The organism is Cobetia sp. BMC6 (assembly GCF_029991385.1).
Classification (GTDB): Bacteria; Pseudomonadota; Gammaproteobacteria; order Pseudomonadales; family Halomonadaceae; genus Cobetia.
This window is the reverse complement of record NZ_JAKUMF010000007.1, coordinates 140307-156638: the sequence shown is the minus strand read 5'-3', so window position 1 is coordinate 156638 and position 16332 is coordinate 140307. Positions and strand designations below refer to the sequence as shown.

14 protein-coding genes are annotated in these 16332 nt (G+C 61.8%); 5 read left to right on the top strand and 9 right to left on the bottom strand.

Translation table 11 applies throughout. The features are described from left to right. A partial coding sequence (locus tag MKZ40_RS13525) for a DDE-type integrase/transposase/recombinase (RefSeq protein WP_282627931.1) occupies positions 1-395 on the top strand: 395 nt, incomplete at its 5' end. Between the two features lie 439 nt (positions 396-834). Here the strand turns inward: MKZ40_RS13525 and MKZ40_RS13520 are convergent. Continuing rightward, positions 835-2256: a sodium:solute symporter family protein gene (locus MKZ40_RS13520; RefSeq protein WP_254627180.1), complete on the bottom strand. Its 1422-nt coding sequence runs from the start codon at positions 2254-2256 to the stop codon at positions 835-837. 70 nt (positions 2257-2326) lie between these two features. Then, positions 2327-2632 (bottom strand): hypothetical protein, encoded by a 306-nt coding sequence (locus MKZ40_RS13515; protein WP_175090360.1) that lies wholly within the window; start codon positions 2630-2632, stop codon positions 2327-2329. Between the two features lie 398 nt (positions 2633-3030). On the opposite strand from MKZ40_RS13515, the gene MKZ40_RS13510 reads away from it, so the two are divergent. From MKZ40_RS13510 to dkgB, 4 genes are all read left to right on the top strand, one after another. Further along, the gene (locus MKZ40_RS13510; RefSeq protein ID WP_175090361.1) at positions 3031-4212 is read left to right on the top strand and encodes an MFS transporter; all 1182 of its coding nucleotides are present in this window, start codon (positions 3031-3033) and stop codon (positions 4210-4212) included. Positions 4213-4330: 118 nt separating this feature from the next. Next, positions 4331-5245 carry a TIGR03571 family LLM class oxidoreductase gene (locus tag MKZ40_RS13505; RefSeq protein ID WP_175090362.1) on the top strand — a complete coding sequence of 305 codons (915 nt, stop codon included), beginning with the start codon at positions 4331-4333 and terminating at the stop codon, positions 5243-5245. Positions 5246-5317: 72 nt separating this feature from the next. Then, on the top strand, positions 5318-6328 hold the full coding sequence (locus MKZ40_RS13500) for an alcohol dehydrogenase catalytic domain-containing protein (protein WP_175090363.1): 1011 nt from the start codon (positions 5318-5320) through the stop codon (positions 6326-6328). Positions 6329-6499: 171 nt separating this feature from the next. Next, positions 6500-7306, top strand: a complete 807-nt coding sequence (dkgB, locus tag MKZ40_RS13495; protein ID WP_175090364.1) for a 2,5-didehydrogluconate reductase DkgB — start codon at positions 6500-6502, stop codon at positions 7304-7306. A gap of 139 nt (positions 7307-7445) precedes the next feature. On the opposite strand, the gene MKZ40_RS13490 is transcribed toward dkgB, so the two are convergent. From MKZ40_RS13490 to cydB, 7 genes are all read right to left on the bottom strand, one after another. Beyond that, a complete protein-coding gene (locus tag MKZ40_RS13490; protein WP_175090365.1) occupies positions 7446-8297 on the bottom strand; it encodes an SDR family oxidoreductase in 852 nt (283 codons plus the stop codon). After that, positions 8294-9142: an iron-containing redox enzyme family protein gene (locus tag MKZ40_RS13485; RefSeq protein ID WP_175090366.1), complete on the bottom strand. Its 849-nt coding sequence runs from the start codon at positions 9140-9142 to the stop codon at positions 8294-8296. Before MKZ40_RS13485 ends, MKZ40_RS13490 begins: the two co-directional genes overlap by 4 nt. A gap of 10 nt (positions 9143-9152) precedes the next feature. Next, the gene (locus MKZ40_RS13480) at positions 9153-10853 is read right to left on the bottom strand and encodes an AMP-binding protein (protein ID WP_175090367.1); all 1701 of its coding nucleotides are present in this window, start codon (positions 10851-10853) and stop codon (positions 9153-9155) included. Between the two features lies 1 nt (position 10854). Further along, positions 10855-11673 carry a thermostable hemolysin gene (locus MKZ40_RS13475; protein ID WP_175090368.1) on the bottom strand — a complete coding sequence of 273 codons (819 nt, stop codon included), beginning with the start codon at positions 11671-11673 and terminating at the stop codon, positions 10855-10857. A 160-nt stretch (positions 11674-11833) separates the two neighbouring features. After that, the gene (gene cydC / locus MKZ40_RS13470) at positions 11834-13579 is read right to left on the bottom strand and encodes a thiol reductant ABC exporter subunit CydC (RefSeq protein WP_282627930.1); all 1746 of its coding nucleotides are present in this window, start codon (positions 13577-13579) and stop codon (positions 11834-11836) included. Next, positions 13560-15347: a thiol reductant ABC exporter subunit CydD gene (cydD, locus tag MKZ40_RS13465; protein ID WP_282627929.1), complete on the bottom strand. Its 1788-nt coding sequence runs from the start codon at positions 15345-15347 to the stop codon at positions 13560-13562. The genes cydC and cydD overlap by 20 nt, the downstream gene beginning before the upstream one ends. Continuing rightward, complete coding sequence (gene cydB, locus MKZ40_RS13460; protein WP_175090369.1) at positions 15334-16332, bottom strand: cytochrome d ubiquinol oxidase subunit II; 999 nt, start codon at positions 16330-16332, stop codon at positions 15334-15336. The genes cydD and cydB overlap by 14 nt, the downstream gene beginning before the upstream one ends.

Genomic DNA, 16332 nt, shown 5'->3' with positions numbered 1-16332 from the left:
CGCCGAACACGGAGCTGGTAAAGAAAGCGCTGACCATGGCCTACGAATCGCGTGGAGAGCCACGGAATATCCTGTTTCATTCGGATCAGGGTTGCCAGTACACCAGCCGGGCATTCCGGCAGATGCTCTGGCGCTACCGAATGACACTGAGTCTCAGTCGCCGTGGCAATTGCTGGGACAATGCCCCAACAGAGCGCTTCTTCAGAAGCCTGAAAACGGAATGGATACCAGAGATCGGCTATCCCGATGTTGCTGCGGCGAAGCGATCTGTCACTGATTATATGATCGGTTACTACAGCAGCCTCCGACCGCACAAGCATAACGATGGGATACCGCCGAATTTGGCAGAAAAGAACTACTGGAATGCTCAAAGCTCGGTGGCCAAAAGCACTTGACCACTACAGCTTCCCGCATGTGGTCCGGTCGCAAATACCAGTCATTGAACAGAAACAACACATAGATACCTATCGCCACCAACCCCATCAAGGCGAGCTTATGACTACGAGCCTGATGAATATCCTGCTCGAAGCGGGCCTCAATCTCGACCGGGAAACGCACTCCAGGACCGCCCTTATGCTGTATCTGTCGTTCCACCTGCACCATCAGGTCATTCATTAACATCCCCTCCAAGAGGAGTGACAATCAATGAGCTCATTCTAGGTGTGGCGATTCAGATCGTTAAGCAATCAGATACAAACGTGACAATCGTTCACAACCTCGCCATACGCAGAGTCTGTCAACATATTTCAGACAACTGTTCTTGAGCCAAACGCTCGGTTATCAGCGGAGTGATGCCCCCCGACATCACTCCGCCATGACCTACCAGGCTGCTTATCAGCGCTTGAGACTCCAAGGGGCGGCGATGCGGAAGAAGCGCAACGTCACCGCCTCATCCACCGGCCGGGTCAGCAATGACACCAGCACGAAGACCGGCAGGTTGAGCATCAGCCCCCAGAAACCGGCATGCAGGCCCAGCGGATGCGGCCATACGACGGTAAACAGCACCGTGACCACGAAGCCGGCACTGATGCCGCTGATGACACCTGACGCCGAAGCGCGCGGCCAGAAGAACATGCCTAGAAATGCCGGCAATACCTGAGAGGCAAAGCCCAGCCCGATCAAGAGGATCATCACCAGGTTGCCCGGCTCCCAGATCGCAAGCGGCGCCACGATCAGGAACATCACCGGGAAGATCAGCCAGCGCGCCAGCCTGCCAGCGCGTTGGTCATCAAGCTTGAGGCCCGGCTGCAGCACATCACGACTCAAGCTCAGGGCCACCGAGTGGATGAAGGGCTCGCTTGAGGACATCGAGGCCGCCAGCGTGCCCGCGCCCAACAGACCCACCAGCCAGACCGGCATGTTGGCCATCGCGTATTCGAGCACCACGGTGTCGGCGCGCGCAAGCTCTGGCAGGCTATAGATACCGATGAAGCCGACCACCACCAGCGGCAGGATCACCACATAGTAGGTCGGCAGCCAGCTGGCACTGCGGCGGATGGTGTCGGCGGAGGCGGCACTCATCCATTGGGTCCATACCGGCGGCATGAAGGACAGCATCGAGACGATGATCGAGGTGGTCCAGAAGCTGAAGCTCATGTCGCCGCCGGCGCCGGGCAGACGCAGATACTCCGGGTGGCTGGCCTCAAGACGCGTGAACACGCCACTGAACCCCCATTCGCCGGTGGAGAGATAGGCCGCCCACAGGCCGATCACCCAGGCAACGACCAGCATCAACACGCCCTGGAAGGCATTGGTACGCCCGATGGCGCGCTGGCCGCTGACGAACAGATAGACGGCAATCGCGCTGAGCACCAGTAACACGCCAGCCCAGAGCGGAATGCGCCCGCCGCTCATCACCAGCAGGATGTAGGCCGAGCCGATGGTCTGCAGGACCGCATAGGCGATGGAGGCAATCGACATCACCAGCGCCGACAGCGCGCCCAGCAGCGGGCTTTGATAGCGGTCCGCGATCGCGCTTGCCTGGGTGACATGACCGAACTGCTCGCCGAACTTCCACACCTTGGGGCCGAAGTACCAGGCCACCAGCGCCAGATAGGCCAGATAGATGGCGACATAGAACACCGGCACGCCCTTGCTGTAGGCCCAGCCCGGCGCGCCCATGAAGGTATAGGCACTGACGCTGCCGGCGGCGATCAACAGATAGAGCGTCACAGGCCCCATCGAGCGCCCGGCAACTCCCCACTGCTCCAGCGTGTCCATGCGCCGGCCGCCCCGCGCCCCGAGACCGATGGCCATGGCGAGGACGACATACCCTAGGGTGACCAGCAAGGGCACGCTGTCATGCACGGGCGAAAAGGCATGCGGATCAATCACGCGGCGCCTCCGTCTCATTCGCCAGCGGGTCCTTGGTCATCAGGCCTTTGGCCCACGGGCCTTTCGTCAGCGCGTCGTCACCGTGGCGACGGCGCAACAGGCAATTGCCCAGCAGCATCGCACCACTGCAGGCGAAGATGATCAGGTAACTCCAGATGATCAAGGACGGCATGCCCCACAACAGGGTCTGCTGGTTGATCCAGCCGATCACCGGCCAGACGCCCATCACGACCAGTAGCAGGAAGATCACCAGCAGGCTCCAGCCCCGCCAGGTCGAGGGCACGACGAGGCGTGGCAAGGAACAGGGGGTCTCTGCAGCCCGGGCATCAGGCTGAGAGGAAGACAAGGTGTCAGGCGCGGCCAAGACGATCTCCGATGTGAACAGGGAGTGAATGAAAATTCTCGGCGCGCAGTGTAGCCGCTGCGCCCCGCCCTGTGGAGTCACCCTGGTGAATCCCGCTGTTGAGTCGCCCGGTTGAATCAGCCAGTGGCGCCACGTGACACGAAATCGCGCTCGATAAGGCGACACAAGCTGACAGGGACAGCCGCTGCAAGGATGGGAAGAAAAGAAGCTCTCAAGGGTCGTCTTTACGAAAACTGCAAAAGTCTTTCATCATTTGGCGCGTTTATCACAAAGGTAACTCACGGCAGACTGCACAGCATCCAAGACCCACCCATTGCTGATGGAGAACTGCCATGCCCCTTGCCCTGCTGGCGCTGACATTGAGCGCCTTTGCCATCGGGACCACCGAGTTCGTGATCGTCGGACTGGTACCCACCATCGCTCAGGATCTGAGCGTCTCTCTGCCTTCCGCTGGCCTGCTGGTCAGCCTGTATGCCGTCGGTGTCGCCATCGGCGCCCCCGTGCTGACCGCCATGACCGGCCGCTTCAATCGCAAGCTGGTACTGCTGGGGCTGATGGCACTGTTCATCGCCGGCAACCTGCTGGCTTGGCAGGCACCCAGCTATAGCTCGCTGATCACGGCGCGCATCCTGACTGGCCTGGCCCACGGGGTCTTCTTCTCCATCGGCTCCACCATCGCGACAAGCCTGGTGAGCAAGGACAAGGAAGCCAGTGCGATCGCCATCATGTTCACCGGCCTGACCGTGGCTCTGGTCACTGGCGTGCCGCTGGGCACCTGGATCGGTCAGCACTTCGGCTGGCGCGCCACCTTCCTCGTGGTCTCGGTCCTCGGCGTGCTGGCACTGATCGGTAGCGCCATTCTGGTGCCCAACAATCTCAAGAAGAACGTACCGGCCACCTTCGCCCAACAGCTCAAGGTGCTGACTCATCCGCGCCTGCTGCTGGTCTATCTGATCACCATTCTCGGCTACGGCGGCACCTTCACGGCCTTCACCTATCTGGCCCCGCTGCTGCAGAACGTCAGTGGCTTCAATGAAGGCGCCATCAGTCTGATCATGCTGGTCTACGGTGTCTCGGTCGCCATCGGCAACATCCAGGGCGGCAAGCTGGCCGACCGCATGGGCCCGATTCGCGCCCTGACCCTGATCTTCGGTGGCCTGATCGTCATCCTCGGCGTGCTGACCTTCACTGCCGCCAACCCGATCACCGCCGTGATCACCATACTGATCTGGGGTGCCTTCGCCTTCGGCAACGTGCCGGGCCTGCAGGTCTACGTCGTACAACAGGCCGAACGCTTCGTGCCGCAGGCCGTTGATGTGGCCTCCGGCCTCAACATCGCCGCCTTCAACATCGGCATCGCGCTGGGCTCCATCGTCGGTGGCCAGGTGGTCTCCTCGATGGCACTGACCGACACCGCCTGGATCGGCGCGCTGATCGTCACCGCTGCCCTGCTGCTGACCCTGCTGGCCGGTCGCCTCGACAAGCGTCACGCGTCTTCCATCGCGACCGCCTGACTCGTCACCTGCCCGCCCGCAGCCTAATGCCATCACGACGTGCCCCCGATTCCGACAGCTCAGCCTGCTGGCTCGGGGGCACCGTCGTCTACATACCCACTTGCTGAAGGATTCCATCATGATCTCCCCGACCCGCCCGCTGGATCGCCTCACCCAAGGCCCCCTGACCCTGGGCGTCGAACTGCCTCTCGACAATGACTGGGTCCGCACTGACAGAGCCCCCTCCACGCCCTTCGGCGTGCCTGACATGCGCGCCCATGCCGAGCTGATCAAACAGGTCGACAGGCTCGGCTTCCGCGCCGCCTGGCTGCGTGACGTGCCGCTGTTCGACCCCGCCTTCGGCGATGCCGGTCAGGTCTTCGAGCTGTTCACCTACCTGGGCTATCTGGCCAGTCACACCGACAACCTGCTGCTGGGTACCGCCGCCGCGGTGCTGCCGCTGCGCCAGCCGTGGCTGGTGAGAAAGGCCGCCGCCAGCGTGCAGGCCCTGAGCGAAGACCGCCTGCTGCTGGGCGTCGCCAGTGGCGACCGACCGGCGGAATATCCACTGTTCGGCGAGGAGTTCGCGACCCGTGGCGCCGCCTTCCGTCACGCGGTGGATGTCATCAAGGGCCAGGCGGATGATGCCCTGCGTGAAGGTCAGGCCATCCTGCCTGCCGCAACGCGCCCGCCGCTGTTGAGTGCCGGGCTCTCGCAGCAGACGCCGGAGTGGATCGGCCGCGAGATGGACGGCTGGCTGGCCTACCCAGGCACACCGGACGATCACATCCGCCGCGCGGCGCTCTGGCGTCAGGTCGCCGGCGACAAGCCCTACGTCAGTTTCATCCACCTCAATCTGGAAGAAGACCCGCACGCCCCGGTGCGTCGTCATCGCTTCGGGTTGTCGAGTGGCCGCCTTGCCCTCATGGAAGAACTGTCTGCCATGCAGAATGCCGGGGTAAATCACATCGGCTTCCACCTGCGTCGCAATCGCCGCCCGCTCACGGAAACCCTCGAGGAACTGGGTCGTGAGGTGCTGCCGCACTTTTCATGAGGCTGATGGTTCACACTGATCTGCCCCCGCCATGGCGCAAAGGATTACCGTTCACGCTTGCAAGGAGATCCCATGTCAGATTCCACAGAGACCACTACCCCGCAAGACATCAGTCACAGCGCCACTCGGGTACCCGCCTGGATATGGCAAGGCCCGGGAGAGCCTGAGGCGCTCGAGCAGTCAGAGGTGGACATCGGTGCCCCGGGTGACGACGAGGTACTGGTCGCCACACGTGCCATCGGCCTCAATCCCGTCGACTGGAAGTTCATGGCGATGGACAGCGAGCTGTGGCAAGCCGGCCAGATACCCGGCGTCGATGCCTCCGGCGAGGTGATTGCCTGCGGTGCCAATGTCCGCCACGTATCGCCGGGCGATCGCATCGCGGTCCACACCACTCTGGCGGGGCCGGGCACCTTCAGCAAACGCCTGCGTGTCCCGGCGCGCGCCGTGATGCGCCTGCCCGTCACCCTGGGCTTCAATGACGCCGCCGCCTTCCCGTGCCCGGCACTGACCGCCTGGCTTGCCATCGACAAGCTGCCCGTCAAGACCGGGCGACGCCTGCTGATCACCGGCGCCTCCGGCAGCGTGGGCCGCTGGTTGATCCAGCTGGCCAGACAGCGCAACTTCCACGTCATTGGCGTTGCCTCCGAGAAGCGCCACGCGGACCTCAAGGCGCTGGGCGCCGACGAGACGCTTGCGGACGCCGAGCAACTGGACGCGCCGGTCTTCGCCGTGATCGACACCGTCAATGGTGATCACGCCCACAAGATGACCCGCCATCTGGGGGCCAATGGCCACATCGTCTGCATTCAGGACCGTCTGGAGCAGGCGGCCACGCCAGCCTTCGATCGCGCCATCTCGCAGCATGAAGTCGCGCTGGGTGCCCTGCACTGGGCGGGTGATGACGAGGACTGGGCACGCCTGGTCGAGGCGGGGGAAGGTCTGCTCGAAGCGATTGCCGATGGCTCCATGAATCAGCCGGCGCCCTGCGTCGAGTCGTTCACGGCACTGCCGACCTGTCTCGCCGAGCTGAAGGGCGGTGAGCGTCGCGCCCTGAAATTCGTTATCACGGCCAACGAATGAGGTGCATTGCGGGAGGCTCAGGTCGAGAAATGCAGCATTGTTGCGAAAACGGCACTTGACTGATGCGTAGGTACGCCATTGTCGCGCCACTTTTACAGCCCCAGTAAACACGACACCACACATGGAAACGCTCCCGTCATTCACGACGGAAACGTCAACAGGAGTTACCGCATGTCGACTACCCTACCGAATCCCGGCTTTGGCACTTTCCGTCTGGAAGGCGATGTCCTGCGTGACAGCATGCAGGCAGCGCTGGACGCCGGTTATCGTCACTTCGATACCGCTCAGTTCTACGGCAACGAAGCCGAAGTGGGACAGGTGCTCGCCGACAGCGGCATTCCGCGCAGCGAGCTGTTCGTCACCACCAAGATCTGGCACGACCGCCTGCAGCCGGGCGACCTGGAGAAGAGCGTCGAAGAGAGCCTTGAAAAGCTCAAGATGGACTACGTCGACCTGCTGCTGATTCACTGGCCGTCGCCGAATGACGAGGTGGCCATGGAGGATTACCTGCCGGCACTCGCCAAGCTCAAGGCTCAGGGCAAGGCCCGTCACATCGGCGTCTCCAACTTCACCTGTGCCCAGTTGGAACGCGCAGTGGGCATTCTGGGGCGTGACGAGCTGATGACCAATCAGGTCGAGGTGCATCCCTTCCTGCAGAACCGCAAGGTACTCGACAAGTGCCACGAGCTGGGTATTCAGGTCACCGCCTTCATGCCACTGGCTGTCGGCAAGGTGATGGATGACGACACCCTCAAGGCCATCGCCGAACGCCACGATGTAAGCCCCGCGCAGATCGCGCTGGCATGGCTCAATATGCAGGACATCGTCACCTTCCCGTCCTCCACCAAGGCGAAGAACATCAAGAGCAACTTCGAGGCCTTCTCGCTGACACTGACCGGCGAGGACATGGCCAAGATTGCCGAGCTGGATCGCGGCGAACGTATCGCCAACCCGGACTTCGCACCCGACTGGGACTGATGACCCTCAGGCCTGTGCCTGATGCCACGTCAAAGAAATGAAAAGGCCTCCCTCGGGAGGCCTTTTGCGTTGCTGTCCAAGGATACTGGCAGACAGACCCCGATCCCGCTCGCACGAATTTGACGTGTTATTCGCATCCTCACGCCTTATGGGAGGTAGCCCCTATCTTTTCATTCGTCTGTGAGAGCGGACCGAGATGACGTTCCATCACTTGACGCTTGCCTATCAATCCACGGTCCAATAGTCTCGGCCACAAACTATTGAGCACAGCGAAGGATCGCTCTGCCCACCCTATCGTTTGACGCACTTGTCCACTAGCCAACTGCTTCACCACAAGTCTCGCAACGCTTTCTGGCTCATCAATGGCATTGCCCAATGCCGCGTTCATCTGCTCAACATGTTGTGGATTGATGGGAGTACGAGTTGCCCGAGGTGCAATGTACTGTATCTTCACGGAACTGCCCGCGAGCTCTCGCGCCAATGCCTCACTGAACCCCCTGAGTCCTGCCTTCGAGGCACAATAGGCAACATTGCCAGGGTGGCCGATATGACCAAGCATCGACCCCACCAGCATCAACTGTGCTTTTTCTGCCAACGCCAGGATCGGCAAGAGCTGCTGGGTCAGCAAGATCGTGCTGGTCAAGTTGATGTCGAGCAATCGTTCCACCTTCTCGCTCGACTGTTGGGCAAACCAGCCAACCTCATTCACACCCGCCAGATGTACCACCAGAAAAGGTCGCTGAGACTGAGGACAGGTCAATAGTGCATCACTCAATGCCTCACGGGCACTGACGTGGGTCAGATCAAGTGCCAGCAAGCTGGTTACCACGCGCTTGGGCAACTCATCACGCAATGCCTCCAACGTGTCACGACGACGCCCTACCAACCATAGTTCACAGCCGAGCCTCGCCAGCTCATGGGCCAGTGCCCGTCCTATCCCGCCACTGGCCCCTGTGATCAATACTCTGGATGCGTGAAGCGAGTGGCTCATGCCAACGCCTCCTTCTCCATGGCGCAATCCGCTGCAAGCGCCGCATCAGTCCAGTGGAATGCATCCTCGAGCGCAGCCTGATGGACACTGGAATAGAGATGATAGAAGGCCTTGGCGGCATGGATAATTGCCTGCTGCTCTCCTTCATCGGTGATACTGTCCATGAGGTTGGCGAAGAACTCCATGTGAGAGATATCAAGCTCGCCATGAGAAAAAAGATAGTGGAAGGCATCATCTCCAAGCCCCAGACTGTCACGCACGGCTCGTCCGGCCCCGCTGGCCACAGCAGTACTGGTCCCCTCCAGCACCAGCACCATCCCGAACATGCTGAGTGGATGACGCCGACGTATGCTGTCGTAGGCATAAGCCACCATCAGCTCGGTTGCCAACAGTGGCGCTCGTTGCACCGCCCTCTCACGAGGGACTCCCGTCGCAGCGAGATCATCCAGTACCCAATGCTCGTGCCCCTTCTCTTCATCAATGTATTCCGCGACGGCCATACGCAGCGCGTCTCGCGAGACATGAGCGGGTTCTGACAACTGCGCCCCACAGGCCATCATGAGCGATACGGTATGGCGCACATGGTGATAGGCTTGAGCCAGGAAGGCGCGATATTCCGCCAGGGTGATCTGACCATTCAGTGCACGGGCCACCAGAGGACCGGATAGCAACTTCTCGCGTTCCGTGGCCGTGGCAGCGACCAACTGGCGGTAGAACCCATCAGGCCGGCCATTGTCGGAGGGGATGCCAGCTCCAGAGGCAGCAGGAGTCTGAGTAGCGACTTCGCCAGTATCCGCCTGCCGATTGACAGATTGGTATGATGAGACGTTGTTGTTTAAGGACATGATCATTTCCTCAGGAAGCACTGTGATGACGTGACAATACGTCAGACTCTTGGGAAGAAGAGGGGCAGGGATAAACGGTCGATGGCGTCGAGATGCGTTGAGCCAATCGCTTGAGATCATCACCACGCCGTTCACGAATACGCGCGCGCCTGAGGCGCCCGTTATCCGTCATTTCACCACTGGCAATCGATAATGGCTGCGTGGTATCCGGTGATGCTTCCAGTACCTGCCAGGCAACAAGTCGGGCGTAATCAGGCAAACGAGAATTGAGCAGGGTAATCGCTCGAGCAATGGCATCCTCCGTACACGTGGAGTCTCCGTTGAGCACCGGTGCCAGCAAGGCAATCAATCCGCATAGACCATCACCCTCCACGAAGGCCTGTCGGATACCGGGAATGAGTGCCAGCTCTGCCTCGATCCATCCTGGCGAGACATTTCGGCCCGAGGAAAGGATCAGCACGTCTCTTTGTCGCCCTTCCAGACACCAGCCCCCGGTTTCGAGACAGCGAGCAAGGTCACCACTGGGCCATGGCTGATCGGCTGACAAGGGATTAAGTTCCCCCAGATAGCCCAGCATGCGACGGCCGTGGATCATCAGCTGTCCCGTATCATCGAGTGAGAGATTCAGGCCCTCAAGCGGCTGCCCGACACTGTCAATTTCGCCTTTTTCCTCCCCAGGTAACGACAGACACACCACGGACCCCAATTCCGACAAGCCATATCCCTGGGCGACCGGCAGGCCAAGCCTTATGGCACGCGCCAGCAGCGAAGCGGGGACCTTGGCTCCACCGACCGCGACCAGCGTCAGTGAGTTGCGCCAAGGTGACTCAATCGGTGAGCTCTCACACAATGCAACCAATACCTGCAGCAGATTAGGGACCAGAATCAGGCTCTGGGGCCGACGTTCATCAAGCCAGGATTCAAGCGTCAGGGCATTGAGCCCTCCACTACCAATCAATCCAGTGCAACTAGCGGTATCCACGATGGCGCAGCGGCCTTGCCACAGTGCCAGCAGACCACCAGCGAGGTTCTCCAGTAGCACTGCCAGCGGCAGGAGAACGCCATGCCGCTTGAGCGTCACGGGCTCCAATCGTACCGATAGACCCTCAAGAACCTTTTCAAGATGCTCAAGCGACAGACAGACTCCCTTGGGCGCCCCTGTCGTCCCAGAAGTGAACGTGATCAATGCAGTGCCGGCAGGGACGGCAGCAGGGACGGATGAGCGCTGTATCAGATAGACCGCCTCACCCTTTTCCAGCGACAGACAGCGGGACCTCCATTCGCCCTCGCCAATCTCATGATCCAGCTGAGCATGCCATGACTCATCGGCCAGACTCTCATTGGAAACTTCTAAATTGACCAGACGAGTCAACGCCCCCGGTTCAGCGCTCGCGATGGCATCAAGTGCCGTAGTAGCCAACAGATGTTGGCACTGTTCGGAACTGAAGAAATTCGCAATAGGGGTAACGACAATACCCGCCCGCCAGGCGGCAAGTTGGATGACAAGCCACTGCGGACTGTTGTCCCCCGCCAACCCCAGATGGCGAATACCAACGGCATTGAAGGCGCCTCCAAGTACCTCGATCGCCTCCCATAGTTGCTTTGCCGTGTAATCTCGATCCTCATGGATGGCATCGCGCCCTATCAGCAAGACTCGCGCAGGGTCGACCTCGGACAGGAGCTCTAGCGTCTCCAGCAGTCGTGAGTTCATCTCAGCACCCTCCGTTAGTGGTAGGAAATGCCGGGAATGGTGAAAGACTTGTCTGCAGAAAGCGTGGTGCTCCAGCCAGCAATCGGCGTCCCAAGGGAGAGCTGCCCATACGCTGAGCCTCATCCAAGGGACGAATCACGACGACGCGAGGATCATGTGCATAATAGCTTCCCCAATCATCCTGACTGTCAAGGCATGTGGGATCGGCCTTGCCCATATCACGCATGGCGATACCCAGACGTGACAGACCATTTCTCACCTCGCGCGAAGCCGTCACCACCAGCCACTCGACCTCGAGACTCGCCAGCACCTCAACCAGAGCCAACATCAGCATCCGTCCTGCACCCGCAGTGGCGCTGCATAGTGCACCGATTTCCATGATCTGATGCCGTTCGATCTGACGTTGCTCAGTGTCGGCCAGCAGCGTCTCGATGCGAACTCCAAGATAGGCTTCCACCCTCAAGGGACCTTCATCGGCGCGCATCAGCCCAGTCACTGCATGAATGTCGACATCTCCGATATCAAGCGAATGGCCATCCTCTGGCTCACCCTGCATCACCAGTAGACGAGAATAGTGGACGTGAATGCGCGCACTATGGTGACGCTGGAAACAAGCTTTCACGAAGGCCTCTGCCTGAGGCCGGCCAGCTATATCGCACCAATACAACTCGTTGCGCACCGTGACATCGGATGGCGCTGGCGTCTCTGAAAACGAAGTGTCTGTTGCTACAAGAGAAGAACTACTGGAACGGATAACAGGCGAAACATCATTGCTGACCGCAACCGTCGCTGTCGTAAGCTGAGAGCTTGAAAATTCCATGGGGCACCTCATCGAGGAAGATGTCCCCAGACTAGGGTCGCCAGCTTAGCGAAGGCTTAAGACAGGAAAAAAGATCGTCACTAGGAAATGCACGGCCTGAGAGGTAACCGTGCATGTCATTCTGCAAGCCAGGTCGATGGCCACAGAGAGGATTCCGGGATCAGAGTTTCTTTTGCGCCAGAACGCTACTCGTTACCGGAAGTGAGTGAACCCGAGTGATGCTCTGCGTACCGGGGCGCGGTGAAGCCAAGTCATGCTCATGCAGCAGATAGATCACCGTTCGCGCCTTGAACCAACCCTCCAGACGCTGTGCCATACGCTGTGTGGTGCGCGCATCCAGGCCGGAAAAGGGTTCGTCCAGAATCAGCAATCCCGGGTCCGTCAGCACGAGACGCGCCAACCCCAGGCGCCGCGCCTGCCCCCCCGAGACCTGCCGGCCGCCCTCACCCACTCGGGTGGCGAGCCCCTGCGGCAACTGGCGTGCCCACCCGGCAAGGTCCACCGCTTCCAGAGCCTGCCAGACCTGCGCATCGCTGGCCTGACGCGCGCCCAGTCGCAGGTTGTCGGCAAGGCTAGCATCCAGCAGCTCCACCTGCTGGGTCAGACAGCCCACCGCATGGGAAAGCGCCTCGGGCGAACAGGCCTCGATGGGCTGATCATTGAGCAGGATGCTGCCGCTCTGCAGGCGCGTCTGACCAGTCAGCAAGGCCGCCAGCGTCGACTTGCCGGAACCGGATGCTCCACAGATGGCCAGTTGGGTACCTGGGACGATATCAAGCGTTACCTCATGCAGCGCCTCGAACCAGGCACCGGGATAACGCCACGACACCTGCTGTATCTGTACCCGGACGGCTCCGCTGGCCAGAGCCTGCTGCCCCTTCAGCGCGCGAGTGGCGAAGGACAGCTCATTGAGACGTTCGGCAGCCCCCAGGCTGGCGCCGGCCTGGGTGAAGGCAGCAGGCAAACCCGCCAGGCCCTCACTCAAGGCCATGGCCGCGAGCGGCAGCATGACCATCACCGCCGGTGTCAGTCGCTCATCCGCCATCCCCTGCATGGCGGCCGCCAGCAACAGCAGCCACGCAAGGCCGATCACCAGACTGGCCAGCCCGTTGCCGATGGCCGCGATCACCGCCAAACGCCACTGATCCTTCAACAGCCGCGATTCGATCTCGTCCAGCCGCTGGCGGGCACTGCCCAGCGCCGCATAGGCTTCAAGCTCCGCCTGACCGCGTAGCGTTTCCATCAGTGCCGAGCGCAACGCCTCCAGGGTCGTGACGCGTCGTCGACTGGCAGCCAGCCCCCAGCGCGCCTGGCCCAGCGTCAACCAGGCCCAGCCCAGCACGAGGAGTCCCGCCAGCCACGCCGCCGTTACCGGCAGCCAGACAGCGACCAGCCCCACCAAGACCGCGATCAGCCCCAGCGCCATCAGTGGCGGCGCTGCCAGACGCAGGTAAAGCGCATCCAGGGTGTCGATATCCGCGGTGAGGCGATTGAGCCAGTCACTGGAACGCCGCGCCGCCACCCGCGCGGGGTCCATCGTCACCAGTGCGGCAAACGCCGTGCCGCGTAGACTGGCCAACAGACGCAGGATGGTGTCGTGGTTGTAGAGCCGCTCCAGATAGCGCGACACGGTGCGCACGACGGCGAACAGTCGAATGCCGCTGCCCGGGGTGTAGACATCGAGTGTCATGGCCGCGCCAGCGGCCAACGCCGCCCCCGTCAGGGCGGACGCGGTGATGAACCAGCCAGACACCGCCAACAGGCCGAGCGCCGAGCAGGCCGTGAGCAGCATCAGCACCACGCCGAGTATCAGGCGACGGCGATAGCGATCATGCAGACGCCACCAGGGAGCCAAGCGCGTAAGCGCCTCGCGCAAGGTCACACTGTCAGTCTCGGGATGTGTCACGCTCGTCCTCCTGTTGGCTCGTCGCTCCGGCTGTCACTGGCAGGATTCGCCCCTCCTCCAGCACCAGGTGGCACGTCGCCATGGCGATCAGCGCCGGATGGTGGGTCGCGATCACCAGAGTTCGCCCTTGCGCGCTCAATCCCTCGAAGCCCGCGATCAGATGACGTTCCGTCTCGGCATCAAGACTAGCGGTGGGCTCATCGAGCAGCACCAGCGCGGCATCGCTCAGAAATACCCGCGCCAACGCCAGGCGCTGTGCCTGACCACCGGACAGCCCACGTCCGCCCTCGCCAAGCGGCGTGTCGATGCCGTGGGGCAAGGCGGCAAGCACGGCCTCAAGCCCGGCGCGCTCAAGCGCGCGGGTGATCTCGGCGTCACTGGCCAGGGGAGCAGTGATCCGCAAATTGTCGGCCAGACTGCCCTGCATCAGCAGCGGGCGTTGATCCATCCAGGCAAGCCGCGTGGAGGGGGCTATCTGACGCTGACCGCTGTCCGGGGCCACGAACCCGGCGATCACCTGAAGCAGGGTCGACTTGCCTGCCCCGGACGCCCCGCTGAAGACCAGCACCTCGCCCTCCATCAGTGCCAGATCCAGCGGCCCGAGTACCTGACCGCGCTCGGGGTGGCTCAGACAGACCTCCGTCAGGCGCAACAGCTCATCTGTCGCTGAGGCGGCAGCGTCACCAGGCGCAGGCTTCGCCACAGGGTCGGCATGGCGCGTCGGCGCGCCATCGGCAGCGGCGAGAATCTCCATCAGCGTCTCGGAGGCGGCCAGCGCCGCAGCGCGATCATGATAGAACTGCGACAGGGTGCGTAACGGCTGGAAGAACTCGGGCGCCAGCAGCAGGATCACCAGTGCACTGAACAGCGTCAGCTCATCGGCGGGCCCGATGGGGATGTCGCCGAGCAGGCCGAAGCCGATGTAGATGGCGACCACGGCGATCGACACCGAGGCAAAGAACTCCAACACCGCCGATGACAGGAAGGCGAGCCGCAAGGTGCGCAGGCTGCGTTTGCGGTAATCATCGGCCACCAGCGTCACCTCACGAGTCGCCAGATCCCCTAGCCCGAACAGCCGCAGGGTGGTGATGGCACGCACCCGATCGACGAAGTGACGCGACAGCCGAGAGACCGCCTGAAACTGGTCACGATTGAGCGACTCGGCCCCCATGCCGACCAATGCCATGAACAGCGGTATCAGCGGCGCGGTCAGCGCCAGCAGGATGGCCGCCAGCCAGTCCTGACTGAGCACGATGACAAGAATCACCAGCGGCGTGATCACCACCAGGCGCATCTGCACATGAAAGCGCGCGAAGTAGCCTTCCAGCGCCTCGACCTGTTCCACCCAGCGCTGGGCGAGCTCGGCACTGTGATAACGGGCAGCGCGGACCGGCCCCAATGTCTCGAGCGCTGTCAGCACCTCGCCACGAATGGCTTGGCGCAGTCGCTGGCTGGCACGCTGGGCCAGCAGCTCCTGTGCCCCCGTCGCCAGCACCCGCGCGCCCAGGAGCGCCAGCAGACCGACGAAGGGCCATATGAGCTCTCCCAGCGCGGCGGGAGACGCGATGGCTTCGCTGATCACCCAGGCGGCAAGCACCAGCTGGGCGACCGTCAGGCCGCCGGCCAGGATGCCGAAGCACGCCGCAAACCCAAGCAGGCGACGCTCTCGCGTCGCCTGCTGTCTCAGCCATCGACCGGCCTGGCTGCATTTTCGGGTGCCCCGATCAGCGTTACCGACCGGGGACTTGACTGATTCAGTGATAGCCACCTTCCTTGACCTTGCCGCGGAACACCCAGTAGCTCCAGGCGGTATAGCCCAGCACCATCGGAATGACGAACAGGACGCCCAACAGCAGGAACAACTGCGATTCCGGCGCGGAGGCAGCGTCCCACAAGGTGATATCCGGTGGCACCAGATACGGCCACTTGCTGAAGATCAGCCCGAGATAAGTGAACAGGAACAGACCCAGCGTCGCCACGAAGGGCTGTCCTTCCAGGCGCTTGCTGGTGGCCCGCCAGATCAATGCCGCGCAGCACAGCGCCAGTACCGGGAAGACCCAGAACACGCCCAGATGATCGAACCAGCGCTCCCGCACATAGTCATCCACGAACGGGGTGTAGAGACTGATGACCCCGAAGCCGACCAGCACGGCAATCAGCAGTTTCGGCGTGATGCGATAGGCCCACTCCTGCACCTCGCCCTCGCTCTTCATGATGGTCCAGGTGGCCCCCAGCAGGGCATAACCTGCCACCAGCGCAAGCCCGGTGATCACGGTGAACGGGGACAGCCAGTCAAAGGCGCCGCCGACATAGACGTGCCCTTCAGTGGCGAAGCCCTGAATATAGGCACCGACCACCACGCCTTGACAGAAGGTCGCCAGGAAGGAGCCGCCGCTGAAGGCGATGTTCCACCAGTGACGATTGCGCGAGGACTTGAAGCGGAACTCGAAAGCGATGCCCCGGAAGATCAGCCCCGCCAACATCAGGAACACCCCCAGATATAGCGCCGGCAGCAGGATGGTGTAGACCGCTGGGAAGGCGGCCAGCAACCCGGCCCCACCCAGCACCAGCCAGGTCTCGTTGCCATCCCAGATGGGCGCGACCGAGTTCATCATCACGTCGCGGGCGTGCTCGTCAGGAGCGAAGGGATACAGGATGCCCACCCCGAGATCGAAGCCATCCATCAGGATGTACATCATGACGCCGAAACCGATGATCAGCGCCCAGATCATTGTCAGATTGATCATTTCCAT

Coding starts and splice junctions, on each gene's coding strand:
- MKZ40_RS13520 (WP_254627180.1), bottom strand. CDS start 2,256: ATGGCCATCGGTCTCGGGGCGCGGGGCGGCCGGCGCATGGACACGCTG.
- MKZ40_RS13510 (WP_175090361.1), top strand. CDS start 3,031: ATGCCCCTTGCCCTGCTGGCGCTGACATTGAGCGCCTTTGCCATCGGG.
- MKZ40_RS13505 (WP_175090362.1), top strand. CDS start 4,331: ATGATCTCCCCGACCCGCCCGCTGGATCGCCTCACCCAAGGCCCCCTG.
- MKZ40_RS13500 (WP_175090363.1), top strand. CDS start 5,318: ATGTCAGATTCCACAGAGACCACTACCCCGCAAGACATCAGTCACAGC.
- dkgB (WP_175090364.1), top strand. CDS start 6,500: ATGTCGACTACCCTACCGAATCCCGGCTTTGGCACTTTCCGTCTGGAA.
- MKZ40_RS13490 (WP_175090365.1), bottom strand. CDS start 8,297: ATGAGCCACTCGCTTCACGCATCCAGAGTATTGATCACAGGGGCCAGT.
- MKZ40_RS13485 (WP_175090366.1), bottom strand. CDS start 9,142: ATGTCCTTAAACAACAACGTCTCATCATACCAATCTGTCAATCGGCAG.
- MKZ40_RS13480 (WP_175090367.1), bottom strand. CDS start 10,853: ATGAACTCACGACTGCTGGAGACGCTAGAGCTCCTGTCCGAGGTCGAC.
- MKZ40_RS13475 (WP_175090368.1), bottom strand. CDS start 11,673: ATGGAATTTTCAAGCTCTCAGCTTACGACAGCGACGGTTGCGGTCAGC.
- cydB (WP_175090369.1), bottom strand. CDS start 16,332: ATGGAAATGATCAATCTGACAATGATCTGGGCGCTGATCATCGGTTTC.